The organism is Kitasatospora sp. NPDC022785 (genome assembly GCF_055561295.1).
In genome coordinates, this window is sequence record NZ_JBVHHB010000013.1 from 18589 (window position 1) to 33629 (window position 15041).

The window sequence follows — 15041 nt, forward strand, 5'->3', positions numbered from 1 at the left end:
GGTCAACCAGGAACTGGGGGGTGGGCTGGGCCTCAGCCTGCCGGGTCGGCGGTCGGCGTCGGCAGAGTCACTACGGCACACTTCGCACGGCTGTGACTGCGCGCGTGACTGCCGGTCCTTCTCTGCTCCCGGCCGTTCGCGCCCGCGCAGCATCGGCGCATGACAAAAAAGGTGCAACCGCTGCGGCACAACCGGGACTTCCTGCTGCTCTGGCAGGGCGCGGTGGTGTCCGAACTCGGTTCGAACGCGACGACGGTCGCCTATCCGCTGCTGGTCCTCTACCTCACCGGCTCGCCCGCCAGCGCCGGGTTTACCGGGTTCGTCGCGCTCCTGCCGCAGTTGCTGTTCCAGCTCCCGGCCGGCGCGCTGGTCGACCGGTGGAACCGGCGACGGGTGATGATCTGGTGCGACGTCCTGCGCGGCCTGGCCATCGGCAGCCTGGCCCTGGCCCTGGCCGCCGACCGGCTGGTGCTGGCGCACGTGCTGGTCGTCGGGTTCATCGAGGGCACGCTCACGGTGTGCTTCGGGATCGCCGAGGCGGCGGCCGTGACCACCCTGGTGGACCCCTCGCAGTACGCGCTCGCGCTCGCCCGCAACGAGGCGCGCACCCGGGGAGCCGTTGTGTTCGGCCAGCCGCTCGGCGGTCTGCTGTTCGGGCTCGGCAGGGCGATCCCGTTCCTCTTCGACGCGGTCAGCTACGCGGTGTCGCTGACCACGCTGCTGATGATCAGGAAGGACTTCCGGGCCGAGCCGGCCGACCGGCCGGGTCGGCTGACCACGGAGCTCGCCGCCGGGATCTCCTGGCTGTGGCGCCAGCCCTTCCTGCGCGTGACCACCCTGCTGGTCGCGGGCAGCAACCTGCTGTTCCAGGCGCTGTTCCTGACCGTCATCGTGATCGCCCGCGCCGACGGCGGCTCGTCGGGCGCGGTCGGTGTGATGTTCGGCGTGGCCGCGGTCGGCGGGGTGCTCGGTTCGCTGGCCGCGCCCGCGCTGGAGCGCCGGCTGTCGATGAGGACCGTGGTGATCGGGGCGAACTGGGCGTGGGCGCTGGTGGTCCCGGTGCTGCTGGTGGTGCACGACCCCTATCTGATCGGGGCGGTGTACGCGCTGATGTGCTTCGTCGGCCCGGTGTGGAACGTGGTGGTGGTGGCCTACCAGCTCGCAGTGACGCCGGATCGCATTCTGGGCCGGGTGCAGGGCGCGGCACGCATGATCGCCTTCGGAGCCATCCCGCTCGGCTCGCTGGTCGGCGGTCTGCTGCTGCGCTGGATCAGTGCCGGTGCCACGGTGGCGGTGCTGTCCTGCTGGATGCTCTTTCTCGCGGTCGCCGCGAGCGTCAGCCCCGCGATCCGCAAGGCACCGAGCCTGGCCGAGCTGCACGCGCCGGAGCCCGTGGCGGCGGCCGGCTGAACCACCGTGCGATGCCCCGCTCGTCATCGTTGACGAGCGGGGCTCAACGCGGTCCGGCGCGGGGTCAGGCGGTCCCGGTCATCGCGCACCCTCCTCGGAGAGCAGCCCGGCGACCTCGTCGTCGGTCAGCTCGGCGATGTCGTCCTCGACGGCCTTGGACACCGCCTGCGCGAGGGCGGCCACGGTGGTGGCCTCGAACAGGCGGCGCAGCGGGAGCTCGACCGCGAACGCCGTCCGGATCCCCGCCAGGACCCGGGTGGCCAGCAGCGAGTTGCCGCCGAGGGCGAAGAAGTCGTCCAGCACCCCGATCCGCTCCACCCCGAGCAGCTCGCTCCAGATGCCGGCCAGCGCCTCCTCGACGGGGTCGCCGGGCGCCTGGTACTCCCGCCCGCCGGCCGCCCCGGCCGACACCGGATCCGGCAGCGCCTTGCGGTCGACCTTGCCGCTCGGCGTCAGCGGCAGGTCCACCAGCGTCACCCACAGCGACGGGATCATGTACTCCGGCAGCAACTCCCGAAGGTGAGAGCGGAGTTCGCCGATGCTCGGTACGGTGTCGCCGGGTCGGGCCACCAGGTAGGCAGCCAGCCGGCGGTCCCCGGGCAGTGGTTCGGCGGCGATGACGACCGCCTCCTGCACCGCGGGGTGTGCGGCCAGCGCCGCCTCGATCTCACCGAGCTCGATCCGCAGCCCGCGCACCTTGACCTGACGGTCGATCCGCCCGAGGAACTCGATGGCGCCGTCCGGCCGTCGGCGGACCAGGTCACCGGTGCGGTAGAGCCGCTCCCCCGGTTCGACGGCCAGCGGGTCCGGCACGAAGCGATCGGCGGTCAGGGCGGCCCGGCGGTGGTAGCCACGGGCCAGCCGCGCCCCGCCCAGGCAGAGTTCGCCGGCGATCCCGACCGGCACCGGCCGCAGGTCGGCATCCAAGACGTGGGCCCGGGTGCCGGCGACCGGCCGTCCGATCGGCAGGGCGGCGGACTGCTGCCCGGGCGGCCGGGTGTCGCTCACCGGGTGCAGCAGGCAGGTGACGGTCGCCTCGGTCGGCCCGTAGTTGCACAGGAACCGTCCGGGCAGGCCGCTGTCCGCCCAGCGCTCGGCGTCGGCCACGGTGACCACGTCGCTGCCGACGTTCATCAGCTTCAGCGAGGTCAACCGGCCGAGCTCGGGTGACTCCAGCATCGCCCGGTAGTAGGCGGGGGTTATCTCGACGATCGTCACTTCGTGCTCGGCCAGTCGGGCCGGCAGTTCGGCGGGCGTCCAGAAGACCGGGTCGCCGACCACGACGGTCGCGCCGGCCACCAGGGTGGCCGCGATCTGGTCCATGGCGACGTCGAAGGTGAGGGCCGACAGCAGGACCACCCGCTCGCCCGGCGCGATGCCGTAGGCGTCCGCGATCACCCGGCAGTGCTGGGCGTAGGACCGGTGCTCGATCATCACCCCCTTGGGACGGCCGGTGGAGCCCGAGGTGTAGATGACATAGGCGAGGTTGCCGGGACCGGCCTGCGCGGGCAGGTCGGCCGAGGAGCCCTGCCCCGCGGCCGCCTCCTCCTTGTCCAGCACCAGCAGCCGCCCACCGCCGCCGCCGAGCCGGTCGGCGAACTCGGTGGAGGTGACCACGACCTCGGCGCCGGCGTCGGCGAGCATGAATTCCAGGCGCTGCGCCGGATGCCTCGGGTCGAAGGGGACGTAGACCCCGCCCGCCTTGAGCACCGCCAGCAGCACCACGACCGCCTCAGGGCTGCGCTCCAGGCACGAGCCGACGACGGTCTCCGGTCCGACCCCCAGCGCGCGCAGCCGGCGGGCGAACCGGTTCGCCCGCGCGTTCAGCTCCGCGTAGCTGATCCGCTGGTCCCCGAAGACCACCGCGATCGCGTCCGGCGTCTGCCGGACCTGGTGCTCGATCAGCTGGGGCACGCACAGCCCGTGCTGCTCGGCGGGGTCGAGCGCGGCCAGCCGGTCCCCGTCCGGGTCGGGCCAGACGGTGAGCAGGTCGTGCCGCTCGGGGGCGGTGAGCATCGCGAGGGCGCTCAGCCGTGCGTCCGGGGCATCCACGATGCTGCGCAGCAGGGTCAGGTAGTGTCCGGCCAGCCGCTCGACGGTGGCCCGGTCGAACAGCGCCGTGGCGTACTCGAACCAGCAGCGCAGCCGCCCGTCGCCGTGCTGGGTGACGCTCACCGTCAGGTCGAACTTGGCCACGGCCGGGCCGGTCTCGATGCTCTCCACAGCCGCCCCGCCGAGCGCGGTCAGGTCGCCCTCCTGGTGCTGGAGCTCGAACATGACCTGGAACAGCGGGTTGCGCGAGAGGTCGCGGTCCGGCTTCAGCGCGTCGACCAGGTGCTCGAACGGCACGTCCTGGTGGCTGAACGCCTCCGCGGACACCCGGTGCACCTGCTCGAGGAACTCGCCGAACACCGGGTCGCCCGCCAGATCGGTGCGGATCACCAGGCTGTTGGTGAAGAAGCCGACCAGCTCCTCGGTCTCCGGCCTGGTCCGCCCGGCCACCGGGGTGCCGACCGCGACGTCGTCGAGACCGGTGTAGCGGCCGAGCAGCACCTGGAACGCGGCCAGCATCAGCACGAACGGTGTCACACCGCGCCGGCGTGCCAGCTCCGCGACCTCCCGGCCCAGCGCCTGCGGCAGTTCGACGTCGAACAGGTCGCCGCGTGCGTCGCGGACGGCGGAGCGCAGCCGGTCGGTCGGCAGCGCCAGCGGCTCCAGTCCGGCCAGCCGCTCACGCCAGTAGTCGAGCTGCCCGGCCGTCTCGCCGGCGGACTGCTGACCCCGCTGCCAGGCGGCGAAGTCCGCGTACTGGACGGCTTGCGGGCGAAGCGGTGACGGCTCGCCGGCGGCGAGCGCGCGGTAGGCCTGGTCCAGGTCGCGCAGATAGGGGCCCATCGACCAGGCGTCGCAAGCGATGTGGTGCAGGGTCAGCACCACCAGGTGCTCCTCGGGCCCGGTCCGGACCACCGTGACCCGCAGCGGCCACTCGGCCGCCAGGTCGAAGGCCCGGCCGGCGGCCTGGGCCAGCAGTCGCAGCGCCCGCTCCTCGGGCTGCGGCGTACCGCTGAGGTCGACCAGCTCGAAGGGGACCGGTCCCGCAGGGTCGATCACCTGCCGCGGCTTGCCGTCGTCGGCGAGGTAGCGGGTCCGCAGCACCTCGTGCCGAGCGACGGTGGCGTCCACCGCCAGCCGCAGCGCCTCGGCGTCCAACGGGCCGCGCAGGCGCAGCGCCAGCGGGACGAGGTACTCGTCGCTCCCTGGCTCCAGCTGGTCGAGGAACCACATGCGCTGCTGGCCGAAGGAGAGCGGCAGCTCCCCGGTGCGCGGCACCGGCCGCACGCCCGGCCCGTCACCCTCGGAGCGGGCGGCGTCGATCCGGGCGGCCAGCGCGGCGACGGTGCGGGCGCTGAACAGCTCGCCGACCGTCAGCTTGATGCCGAAGTCCCGGCGCAGCCGCAGGACCAGCCGGATGGCCACCAGGGAGTGGCCGCCGAGCGCGAAGAAGTCGTCCTCGGCGCCGACTTGCCGCACTTCGAGGACCTCGGCCATCAGCGCGGCGACTGCGGCCTCCGCCGGGGTGCGCGGGGCGGTCCACCGCCCGCCCGCCGGTCGGTCCCGCTCCTCGGGTGAGGGCAGCCGCTGCCGGTCCACCTTGCCGCTGGGGGTCAGCGGCATCGTGTCCAGGAGCACCACGACCGAGGGCACCATCGCCTCCGGCAGCCGGGCCGCGAGGTGGGCGCGGATCTCGTCCGTTCCGGCCGGCTCGCCGTCCTCGTCGCCGTCCGCGAGTACGACGTAGGCGAGCAGTTCGAGGTCGCCCGCCGTCGAGCGGCGGGTGGTCACCGCGGCGGCGGTGACCGAGGGGTGCGCGGTCAGCACGGCCTCGATCTCACCCGGTTCGATCCGCACCCCGCGCACCTTGACCTGCTCGTCGACGCGGGCGACGAACTCCAGCGCGCCGTCCTCGCGGCGGCGCACCAGGTCGCCGGTGCGGTACCAACGTTCGCCGGGTCCGGCCGCGAACGGGTTGGGGGCGAACCGCTCGGCGGTCAGCGCGCCCTGGCCCAGGTATCCGCGCGCCAGGCCGATCCCGCCCACGCACAGCTCGCCGGGGACGCCGACCGGCACCAGGGCGTCGTCGCGGTCCACCACATAGGTCCGGACACCGGTCAGCGGGTGGCCGATCGGCACGATGCCGTCGCCCCCGCCGCCCTCGTAGCGCCAGGCGGTGGAGTCGATGGCGCACTCGGTGGGGCCGTAGGTGTTGAACACCTCGACGTCGACCACCGCGCGCAGCCGCTCGCAGAGTTCAGCCGGCAGCGGCTCGCCGGCCGAGCACACCAGCCGCAGCGAGGCGCAGCCGGCCAGTTCGGGCTCGGCCAGCAGCAGCCGCAGCACCGAGGGCACCAACTGCAGGACGGTGACGCCGTGTTCGGCGACCGCCCGGATCATCACGGTCGGGTCCCGGTGTGCCTCCTGGGGGGCCATCACCACCGTGGCGCCGCAGACCAGCGGCGAGAGGAACTCCCACATCGCCGCGTCGAAGCCGATCGTGGTCTTCTGCAGTAGCCGGTCGCCGGCGCCGAGCCCGTACCGTTCGACCGACCAGAGCACCCGGTTGCGGATCGCGGTATGCGGAATCAGCACCCCCTTGGGCCGGCCCGTCGAGCCGGAGGTGTACATCACGTAGGCCCCGTCGGTGTCCTGGACGGAGGGCAGTTCGGCGTCGGGGGCCGGGGCGTCGCCCGTCAGCCAGGCGTCGTCCGGCGTCACCACCCGCAGGTCGGCCGGCAGCCGCTCCCGCAGCGACTCCTCGGTCAGCACGACCTCGACGTCGGCGTCAGCGACCATGTACGCCAGCCGGTCGACGGGGTACTCGGGCGCCAGCGGGACGTACACGCCGCCCGCCGTCAGCACCGCGAGCAGCGCCGTGACCAGGTCCGTGCCGCGGTGCAGCGCCACCCCGACCGGCGTCTCACGGGTGACCCCCCGGGTGCGCAGGTGGAGCGCCAGGCGCCGTACTCGGTCCGCGAGTTCGGCGTAGCCGAGCTCCTGGTCCCCGGCCACCACCGCCACCGCGTCCGGGGTCGCCCGGGCCTGGGCGCGGAAGAGCTCGGGGAGCGAGAGTTCCGGCGACGCGGCGTCGGTGCGGTTCCACTCCTCGAACTGCCCCAGCTCGGCCTCGGCGAGGAGTTCCAGCCGGTGTACGGGGGCGTCCGGCCGGTCGGCGATGTCGCCCAGCAGCCGCAGCAGGTGCTCGGCCATCCGGGCGATCCGGGGGAGCTTGAACAGGGAGGTCGGGTAGATCAGCCGGCCGTTCACCGAGCCGTCGGGGCGCTCGGTGAGGTGCAGGGAGAGGTCGAAGGCGGAACTGGGAGTCGCCGTTTCGTCCGCGGTGACCTCGAGCCCCGTCAGCTGGAACGGTTGCGGCGCGACGGTGTGCAGGGCGAAGCCCACCTGGAACACCGGGTTGCGGGAGAGGTCCCGCTCCGGCGCGAGGTCGGCGACCACCCGCTCGAACGGCACGTCCAGGTGCTCGTGGGCGTCCAGGACCGTCTCGCGGACCTGCGCCAGCAGAGTGGTGAAGGACGGACCGCCGGACAGGTCCGCGCGCAGCACCACGGTGTTGAGGAACATGCCGATCAGCTGTTCGAGAGCGGCCGGCTCGCGCCGGGACACCGATACCCCGACGGCCACGTCCTGCTGCCCCGAGTGGCGGGCCAGCAGCACCTGGAAGGCGGCCAGGTAGACCATGAAGGGCGTCGCGCCGCGGTGCCGGCCGAGCTCGGCCAGGCGCAGGGCCAGCTCGCGCGGCACGGTGAAGGTCAGGTCGGCCCCGGTCGACACCCACTGGTCCGGTCGCCGGTGGTCGGTGGAGAGTTCCAGCGGTTCCAGTCCGGCCAGCCGCGCGCGCCAGTAGGAGCGCTGGCGCTCGATCACCTCGCCGGCCGCCTCCCAACGGTCGCGCTCCCACTGGGCGAAGTCCGCGTACTGCAGCGTCGACGGCTCCAGCCGGGACGGCCGGTCCGAGCAGAACGCCTCGTACAAGTCCTGCAGTTCGCGGGCGAGCACGGACCAGGACCAGCCGTCGAAGGCGATGTGGTGGACGGTGACCAGCAGGGCCGCGTCGTCCGGCCCGAGCTGCACCAGCGTCAGCCGCCAGGGTGCCTGTGTGCGCAGGTCGATCGGGGTCGTCAGTTCGGCGTGGCCCAGCTCGCGCAGGCGCGCGTCCCGGTCGGCGGCCGGCAGCTCGCGCAGGTCGACCGGGCGCGGCTCCACCGGCGCGTGTTCGTCGACGATCTGGACCCCGGCGCCGTCCACGGTGCCGTAGCGGGTGCGCAGAATCTCGTGCCGCGCGGAGATCTGCGAGAGCGCGGCCGACAGCGCGCGGGGGTCCAGCGGGCCGCGCAGCCGCAGCGTCTGGTTCGACAGGTACTCGGTCGAGGCGCCGGACCGGAGTTGGTCGACGAACCAGAGCTGCTCCTGGGCGAAGGACAGGGAGTATCCCGCCTCATCGGTTCCCATCGGAGGCCTCCCCGAGCGCGTCGGAGCGGTGGCCGCCCCCGGCCGCAGCCGACCAGGGCTCGGCCATGGCCACCGCGATCTTGCGTGGACCGGTGAACGGCTCACGTCCGTGGGCCGCCAGCATGTTGTCCACCACCAGCACGTCGCCGAGCTGCCAGTCGAAGCGGCGCTGCTCGGCGCGGTAGCACGCGCGCAGGTGCGCCACGACCTCGTCGGGGATGGGCGCGCCGTCGCCGTAGTAGGTGTTGGTCGGCAGATCCTCCTCGTCGTACATCTCCCGCAGCCCGGCGCACACGTCGGCGGCCAGCGTGCTCACGTGGAAGAAGGCGAGGTGGTTGAACCAGACGGTCTCGCCGGTGACCGGGTGCCGGTGCACTGCCTGGCGCCGGGCGAGGGTGCGCAGGCCGTTCTCGCCGGTCCACTGCGGCTCGATGCCGTTGCGGGCGCAGTACCGCTTCACCTCGGCACGGTCGTCGGTGTTGAACGCCTGCTGCCAGGGCACCCCGAAGCCGTCGGTGAAGTTGCGCACGACCATCCAGCCGCGGGCGGCGAACTCCTCGCGCACCGCGGGGTCGATCGACCGGTGGATGCGGCGGGTGTCGGCGAGCGGCGTCGCGCCGCGCGTGTCCGGCGGGCGCACGCAGGAAAAGAACAGCGTGAGCGGCCAGTCGGCCTGGTAGGAGTTCTCGTTGTGCAGGAAGATCTCCTCGGCGGGTGGGTAGTCCGTGGAGGTGTACACCTGCCCCTTGATCGTGCTGCGGGGCGAGGAGCGTTCGGCATAGGCCAGCGGTTCCCCGGACACCGCCCGGACCACGCCCGCGAACCCGTCCACCCCGCCGACCTCGAATCCGCGCAGCAGGACCGCCCCGTGCTCCAGGAGCCGTCGGCGGATCAGCGGACGGGCGGCGGGCAGGACGTCGGCCACCGGTGTGCCCGGCGCGTCCGCCGCCAGGACGAACGGGAGCGCGGACTGCGCGGTGGGCTCCCGTTGGTGATCCGCGGGGACGGACGGGGCGGATGGATGCGCGGTCATCGGATACCTCCATGGAGATCCCTGGCCTCGGCCGAGGGAGGAGACGGATCCCTGCGGAACGGGGCAGGGAGAGGTGGTCCACGGGCAGGTCGGGCCGCGTGGTGGCGGCGTCGACGAAGGCGGTGAACGCCGTGGTCGGCTCGCGTGGAGGACGACCGCGCAGACCGAACCGGCAGGCGGTTGCGCGCGGATGCCGTCCAGCGCGCTGACCACCGCCCGTCGGGTGTCCTACCGGCGCAGCCGGCGGGTGCCCGGCAGGGGGAGCGCGACCGTAGCGGACAGCTCGGGGTAGCCGGGCAGCGCGGCGGCCAGTTCGGCCACCGTCGAATGGTCGAAGAGCGCCCGTACCGGTACCTCCCGGCCGGTCGTCCCGCGCAGCCGCAGGGTGATCCGGCTGGCCAGCAGGGAGTGACCGCCGAGGTCGAAGAAGTTGTCGTGCGCGCCGACCCGTTCGACTCCGAGGACCTCACGCCAAGCGCTCGCCACCGTCCGCTCGCCTTCGCCGCGGGGCTCGACGAACTCCTGTGCCCCGCCGTCCGGTTCGACCAGCGGCAGCAGCCGCCGGTCGAGCTTGCCGTTCGGGGTCAGCGGGAGCCCCGCAAGGGTGGCCCAGGCGCTGGGGACCATGTGGTCGGGCAGCAGACGGCGCATCCAGGCTCGCAGGTCGGCGGGATCCGGGACGGCGTCGGGGTCGGCGGGCACGAGGTGGGCGGTGAGCCGCTCCTGGCCGGGATCGCCCTGGACGGCGGCCGCGGCGTCGGCGACCAGTGGGTGCTCCCGCAACGCGGTCTCGACCTCGCCGAGTTCGATCCGGTGCCCGTGCAGCTTGACCTGGTGGTCGCTGCGGCCCAGGTAGGTGACGGTGCCGTCGGGGTTGCGCCGGGCCAGGTCCCCGGTGAGGTAGAGCCGACGGCCGGGGTGGCGGGGGTCGGGGTCGGGAACGAAGCGCTCGGCGGTCAGCGCGGGGCGTCCCAGGTAACCGCGGGCCAGCTGGACGCCGGCCAGGGCGAGCTGACCCGGGACGTTCAGCGGTTGCGGCGCGAAGTCGCGGTCCAGCACGTGGACCCGGGTGTTGGCGACCGGGGTGCCGATGGTGACGTGCTCGCCGGGCGGGCACGCGGTGGCCGTGACGTCGATGGAGGCCTCGGTCGGGCCGTAGAGGTTGTGCAGCTGGACGCGGCCGGTGGCGGGGTGCCGGTGGAAGGCGGCGGCGAGGTCGTCGGGCAGCGCCTCGCCGCTGCACAGCACCAGGCGCAAGGGCTCCAGCGGGGTGCCGGGGGGCAGCGCGGTCAGGAACGCCCGGAGCATGGCGGGGACGAAGTGCAGGGCGGTGATCTCGTGACGGCTGATGGTCCGGGCGAGGTACTCGGGGTCGCCATGGCCGTCGGGCCGGGCGACGACCAGGGTCGCGCCGGTCGTCAGCGGCCAGAACAGCTCCCAGACGGAGACGTCGAAGCTGTACGGCGTCTTGTGCAGGACGCGGTCGGTGCCGGTGAGCCCGTAGGTGTCCTGCATCCAGCGCAGCCGGTTCACGATGCCCTGGTGGGGGGTGACCACGGCCTTGGGCCGGCCGGTCGAGCCCGAGGTGTAGATGACGTAGGCCGGGTGCAGCGGGTCCACCCGGGTAGTCGCCCCGGCCCCCGCGGGGGTCTCCGCGGTGGCGGCCTCCTCGTCGACCAGCAGGACCCGGGCCCGGTGCGGCGGCAGGGTCGCGGCGAGCTCGGCGGTACTCAGCACCACCGGGGCCGCGGAGTCGTCCAGCATGTAGCCCAGGCGCTGGGCGGGGTAGCCGGGATCCAGCGGCAGGTAGGCGCCACCCGCCTTGAGGACGGCCAGCAGCGCCACCGGCAGCTCCAGGCCGCGGTGCAGGCAGACGGCCACCACGGTCTCCGGCCCCACCCCGGCGGCCCGCAGCCGCCGCGCCAGCTGCTCGGCACGGGCATCCAACTCGCGGTATTCGAGCTGCTGTTCCTCGAACCGCACGGCCACGGCCGCCGGGGTGCGGGCGGCCTGCCGCGCGACCAGGGCGTGCAGCACGTCGCCCTGCGGGTACGCCACCGAGGTCTCGTTCCACCCCTCCAGCAGGCCGCGCTCGCGCGGCGAGAGCAGCGAAGTCCCCGTCACGACGGCCTTCGGATCGCGGGCGACCACGCCCAGCAGCGTGGTGAAGTGCTCGGCCAGCACCGCCATGCTCTCCCGCTCGAAGAGCTCCGTGGCGTACTCGACCACGCCTGACAGCGAACCGTCGGACTGCTGGGTGAGTTGCAGCATCAGGTCGAACTTGGCGCTGTGCCAGGGCGTCGTCAGCGCAGTGGCCCGCACCCCGGCCCCACTGAACTCCGCGGCGGTGTCCGAGTCGTGCAGAGAGAACATGGTCTGGAACAGCGGGTTGCGGGACAGGTCGCGCGCAGGCGCCAGCTCGTCCACCAGCCGCTCGAACGGCACGTCCTGGTGCGCGTACGCCCCCAGTGCCGTCTCCCGGACCCGGCCGACGACCTCCTCGAAGGTCGGCTCGCCGGACAGGTCGGTACGCAGCACCAGGGTGTTGACGAAGAAGCCCAGCAGGTCCCGTACTTCGGCCCGGGCGCGGCCGGCGACCGGGGTGCCCACGGTGACGTCGGTGCGGCCTGCGTGCTGGGACAGCAGCAGCTGGAACGCGGCCAGCAGCACCATGAACGGTGTCGCGCCCCGGGACCGCCCCCAGGCGATCAGCGGCTCGGCGATCTCGGCCGGCACGGTGAACGACAGGGTGGCGCCGGCCGGGTCGAAGGCCGCCGGTCGGGGCCGGTCGGTGGCCAGCTCCAGCGCAGTCGATCCAGCCAACTTCTCCCGCCAGTAATCCAGTTGGCCGGAGAGTGCGGTGCCGGAGTGCGCCTCGCGCTGCCATGCCGCGAAGTCCGCGTACTGCACCGGGAGTTCCGGCAGCGGATCGGCCCGGCCATCGGCGAACGCCGGGTAGAGCACGCCGAGTTCGGCGGCCAGAACGCCGATGGACCAGCCGTCGAAGGCGATGTGGTGCACCATCAGGACCAGCGCGTGGTGCTCCGCGGTGAACCGGACCAGCCGGACCCGCAGCGGGCCCCGGCCGCCGAGGTCGAACGGCGTGCGGGCCTGGCGCTCCACGAGTTCGTCCAGCCGGGTTGCCCGGGCGTCGGCGGGAAGCTCGCCGAGGTTCACCATCTCGAAGTCCAACTCGTCTTCGGGAAGCACGAGTTGACTCACCTCGTCGCCGACCGCCAGATAGCGGGTGCGCAGCACCTCGTGCCGCGCCACGACCTGCGCCAGCGCGGCGCGCAACGCCGCCACGTCCAGCGGTCCGCGCAGCTCCCACCCGACCGGCACCACGTACTCGGTGGTGCCTGGGCGCAGGCTCTCCACCAGCCAGATCCGCTGCTGGGCGGACGACAGCGGCAGCGGCCGGTCCCGCGGCACCCGGGGGATGGTGTCGGAGGTCCGGGCGCTGCGGCCGCCCGCGCGCAGCAGGCTCTCGAGCAGGGCCTGCCGCTGGTCGGTGGGGCTTGCCGAAGCGGGACCGGTCAGGGGTGTGCTCATCCCTCACGCTCCTGAGACAACATGGACTCCACCTCTGTGTCGGACAGCTGCGCGACATGCTCGGCGATCGCGCGATGGACCTCCTCGGTGAGCAACGCGACGGTGGGTGCGCTGAACACCACGTTCACGGGGAGGTCGACGGGGAACCGCTCCTGGAGCAGCACGGCGGCCTGGGTGGCCAGCAGGGAGTTTCCGCCCAGCCCGAAGAAGTCGTCGTGCACGCCGATCGCGGCCACCTTGAGCAGTTCGGTCCAGACCTCGGCGACGGCCTGCTCGAGGGGTGTGCGCGGGGCGAGCCCCGGGCCGTCACCGCCGGCCACCGGCGCCGGGAGCGCCGAGCGGTCCAGCTTGCCGTTGGGCGTCAGCGGGAACTCCGTCAGCCGCACCCAGGCGGTGGGGACCAGGAAGTCCGGCAACCGTTCGCGCAGATAGTCCTGCAGCTGCCCGTCGGCCGCCGGGCCGAGGGTGTCCGACAGCACGTAGCCGACCAGTTGCTTGTCCCCGTTCGGGGTCGTCCGGACGGCGGCCGCGGCCCCTCGCACTTCGGGGTGATTGCCCAACACGACCTCGATCTCGCCGAGTTCCACGCGGTGGCCGAGGATCTTGACCTGCTGGTCGCGCCGGCCGAGGTAGTGCAGCACGCCGTCGGCGTCCCGGCTGGCCAGGTCCCCGGTCCGGTACAGCCGGGCACCGGGCGCGGTGCCGAACGGGTCGGGGACGAAGCGCTCGGCGGTGAGGGCAGGCCGGCCGAGGTAGCCGCGGGCGACCCCCGGGCCGCCGATCAGCAGCTCCCCGGCCACCCCGGCCGGCGTCTCCTGGTACGCCTCGTCCACCACGTACGTGTCGGTGCGGACGATGCCGCCGCCGATGGGGATGTTCCCACGGGTCTCGGCGACGGTGACGCCGCGCCGGGCGCAGCTGAACGTCGTGCACTCGGTCGGCCCGTAGGCGTTGACGACCTCCACGCCCAACTCGAGCACCGTCCGCACCTCGGCGGGCGGTGGCGTGTCGCCGCCCACCAGCACCTGGCGCACCCCCGCCAGCGCACCGGGACGGGTGCGCACCACGTGCTGGAACAGCCCGGCGGCCATGAACAGCACGGTGACACCGTGGCGCCGCACCGCCTGCTCGATCGAGGCCGCGGTCGGCACGCCCTGCGGGAGCACGGCCACCCTGGCGCCGTTGCACAGCGCGCCCCACAGCTCGAAGGTCGAGGCGTCGAAGGACAGCGGGGCGAGCATCAGCATCACCTGCCCCGGGTCGAGGTCCGCGTAGTCGGCCTCGTGGACCAGCCGCATGATGTTGCGATGGGTGACCTCGACCCCCTTGGGGCGGCCCGTGGACCCGGAGGTGTACATCACGTACGCCAGGTCGTCGGGCCGGGCCCCGGCCGCCGGCGTACTGGTGGGCAGCTCGGACGCGGCCGACCAGTCCCGGTCCATCAGGACGGTGTCCAGGCCCGGGGCGCCGGCGAACCGGTCGGCGAACTCCGGCTGGACCAGCAGCAACCGGGTGCCGGAGTCGGCGAGCATGAACTCCAACCGCTCGGCCGGGTAGTCCGGGTCCAGCGGCAGGTAGTGGCCGCCCGCCTTGAGCACGCCCAGCAGCGCGACCAGCACCTCCAGGTCCCGTTGCGCGCACACTGCCACCGCGACGCCGGGCCGCACGCCGCGCCCGCGCAACAGGTGGGCCACCTGGCCGGCCCTGGCGTCCAGCTCGGCGTAGGTCAGCCGCCGGCCGCCGCACTCCAGGGCTACGGCCTCCGGCGCGTCGTTCGCCCGCTCCGCGAACCGATCGTGCGCGCACTGCCCGGGCAGCGGCGGCGCGGCGCGGCCAGCCTGGGTGCTCATGCGGGCCGGCTCTCCTGCTCCATGCGCCGGCGCAGGCTGAGCGGACGCATGTCCGTCCAGATCGAGTCGATGTGGTCCAGGCACGCCTGCCGGGTACCCTCGGTGCCCTCCCGGTGCCAACCCAGCGGGACCTCCCGGTCCGCGAGCCAGATCGAGTACTGCTCCTCGTCGTTCCGGACCACGAGATAGGTGCGCCCGTCGGTGTCCTCGTCAGCCATTCCGCTCTCCTCCCGCTCGGCCGGCGCCTGTCTTCCGGCGCCCTGGTGAAAGCCTGTCTCGCAGCGGTCCGGCCGCCATAGGGAAGAACCGGCCGAGGATCACGCAGTCGGGCTGCGGCAAGGACTGCCAGTCCTTCTCTACTACGCACCGTCACCGGCGCAGCATGCTGCCCGCATGCCGACTCGGCGACGGATGCCGTGCGGCCGGCCACTGAGCGCGGGTGGTCAACGGAAGTCAGGAGGCGCTCGGGCCGCGAAGGCGCAGAGGGCCGTGAGTGCCACCTGGACCTCCCGTCCGATCTTGGCGTAGTGCCCGGGCGGGCTGCCGTAGTCGGGGTGGAATCCGGACTCCTCCTCGTGCCCGGCACCGATGCCGGCGCCTCCGGGGACGAGGTGCGCCGGATACCCTCAACGCCGTCCCCCGGTAGGGTAATTCCGGCTGGTTCCCGTCTC

Annotated in this window: 6 protein-coding genes; 1 reads left to right on the plus strand and 5 read right to left on the minus strand. The window is 73.3% G+C overall.

Annotated elements, in window-relative coordinates:
- Window positions 1–159 precede the first annotated feature (159 nt).
- On the plus strand, window positions 160–1410 hold the full coding sequence (locus ACZ3YO_RS21325) for an MFS transporter (RefSeq protein ID WP_465547599.1): 1251 nt from the start codon (window positions 160–162) through the stop codon (window positions 1408–1410).
- A gap of 78 nt (window positions 1411–1488) precedes the next feature.
- Here the strand turns inward: ACZ3YO_RS21325 and ACZ3YO_RS21330 are convergent, their stop codons facing one another.
- The 5 genes from ACZ3YO_RS21330 to ACZ3YO_RS21350 form a co-directional block, all read right to left on the minus strand.
- Complete coding sequence (locus ACZ3YO_RS21330; protein WP_465571450.1) at window positions 1489–7935, minus strand: amino acid adenylation domain-containing protein; 6447 nt, start codon at window positions 7933–7935, stop codon at window positions 1489–1491.
- Window positions 7922–8968, minus strand: coding sequence for a TauD/TfdA family dioxygenase (locus tag ACZ3YO_RS21335; RefSeq protein WP_465571453.1), 1047 nt, complete (start codon window positions 8966–8968; stop codon window positions 7922–7924). Before ACZ3YO_RS21335 ends, ACZ3YO_RS21330 begins: the two co-directional genes overlap by 14 nt.
- A 228-nt stretch (window positions 8969–9196) precedes the next feature.
- Window positions 9197–12520, minus strand: a complete 3324-nt coding sequence (locus tag ACZ3YO_RS21340) for an amino acid adenylation domain-containing protein (protein WP_465571455.1) — start codon at window positions 12518–12520, stop codon at window positions 9197–9199.
- Window positions 12517–14370 (minus strand): amino acid adenylation domain-containing protein, encoded by a 1854-nt coding sequence (locus tag ACZ3YO_RS21345; protein WP_465571458.1) that lies wholly within the window; start codon window positions 14368–14370, stop codon window positions 12517–12519. The genes ACZ3YO_RS21340 and ACZ3YO_RS21345 overlap by 4 nt, the downstream gene beginning before the upstream one ends.
- Entirely contained in the window at window positions 14367–14588 is a 222-nt protein-coding gene (locus ACZ3YO_RS21350; RefSeq protein ID WP_396320196.1) for an MbtH family protein, read from the minus strand. The genes ACZ3YO_RS21345 and ACZ3YO_RS21350 overlap by 4 nt, the downstream gene beginning before the upstream one ends.
- Window positions 14589–15041 lie beyond the last annotated feature (453 nt).

What these genes read in the sequence shown, in the direction of transcription:
- ACZ3YO_RS21325 (WP_465547599.1), top strand. Translation starts at nt 160, where the DNA reads ATGACAAAAAAGGTGCAACCGCTGCGGCACAACCGGGACTTCCTGCTG.
- ACZ3YO_RS21330 (WP_465571450.1), bottom strand. Translation starts at nt 7,935, where the DNA reads ATGGGAACCGATGAGGCGGGATACTCCCTGTCCTTCGCCCAGGAGCAG.
- ACZ3YO_RS21335 (WP_465571453.1), bottom strand. Translation starts at nt 8,968, where the DNA reads ATGACCGCGCATCCATCCGCCCCGTCCGTCCCCGCGGATCACCAACGG.
- ACZ3YO_RS21340 (WP_465571455.1), bottom strand. Translation starts at nt 12,520, where the DNA reads ATGAGCACACCCCTGACCGGTCCCGCTTCGGCAAGCCCCACCGACCAG.
- ACZ3YO_RS21345 (WP_465571458.1), bottom strand. Translation starts at nt 14,370, where the DNA reads ATGAGCACCCAGGCTGGCCGCGCCGCGCCGCCGCTGCCCGGGCAGTGC.
- ACZ3YO_RS21350 (WP_396320196.1), bottom strand. Translation starts at nt 14,588, where the DNA reads ATGGCTGACGAGGACACCGACGGGCGCACCTATCTCGTGGTCCGGAAC.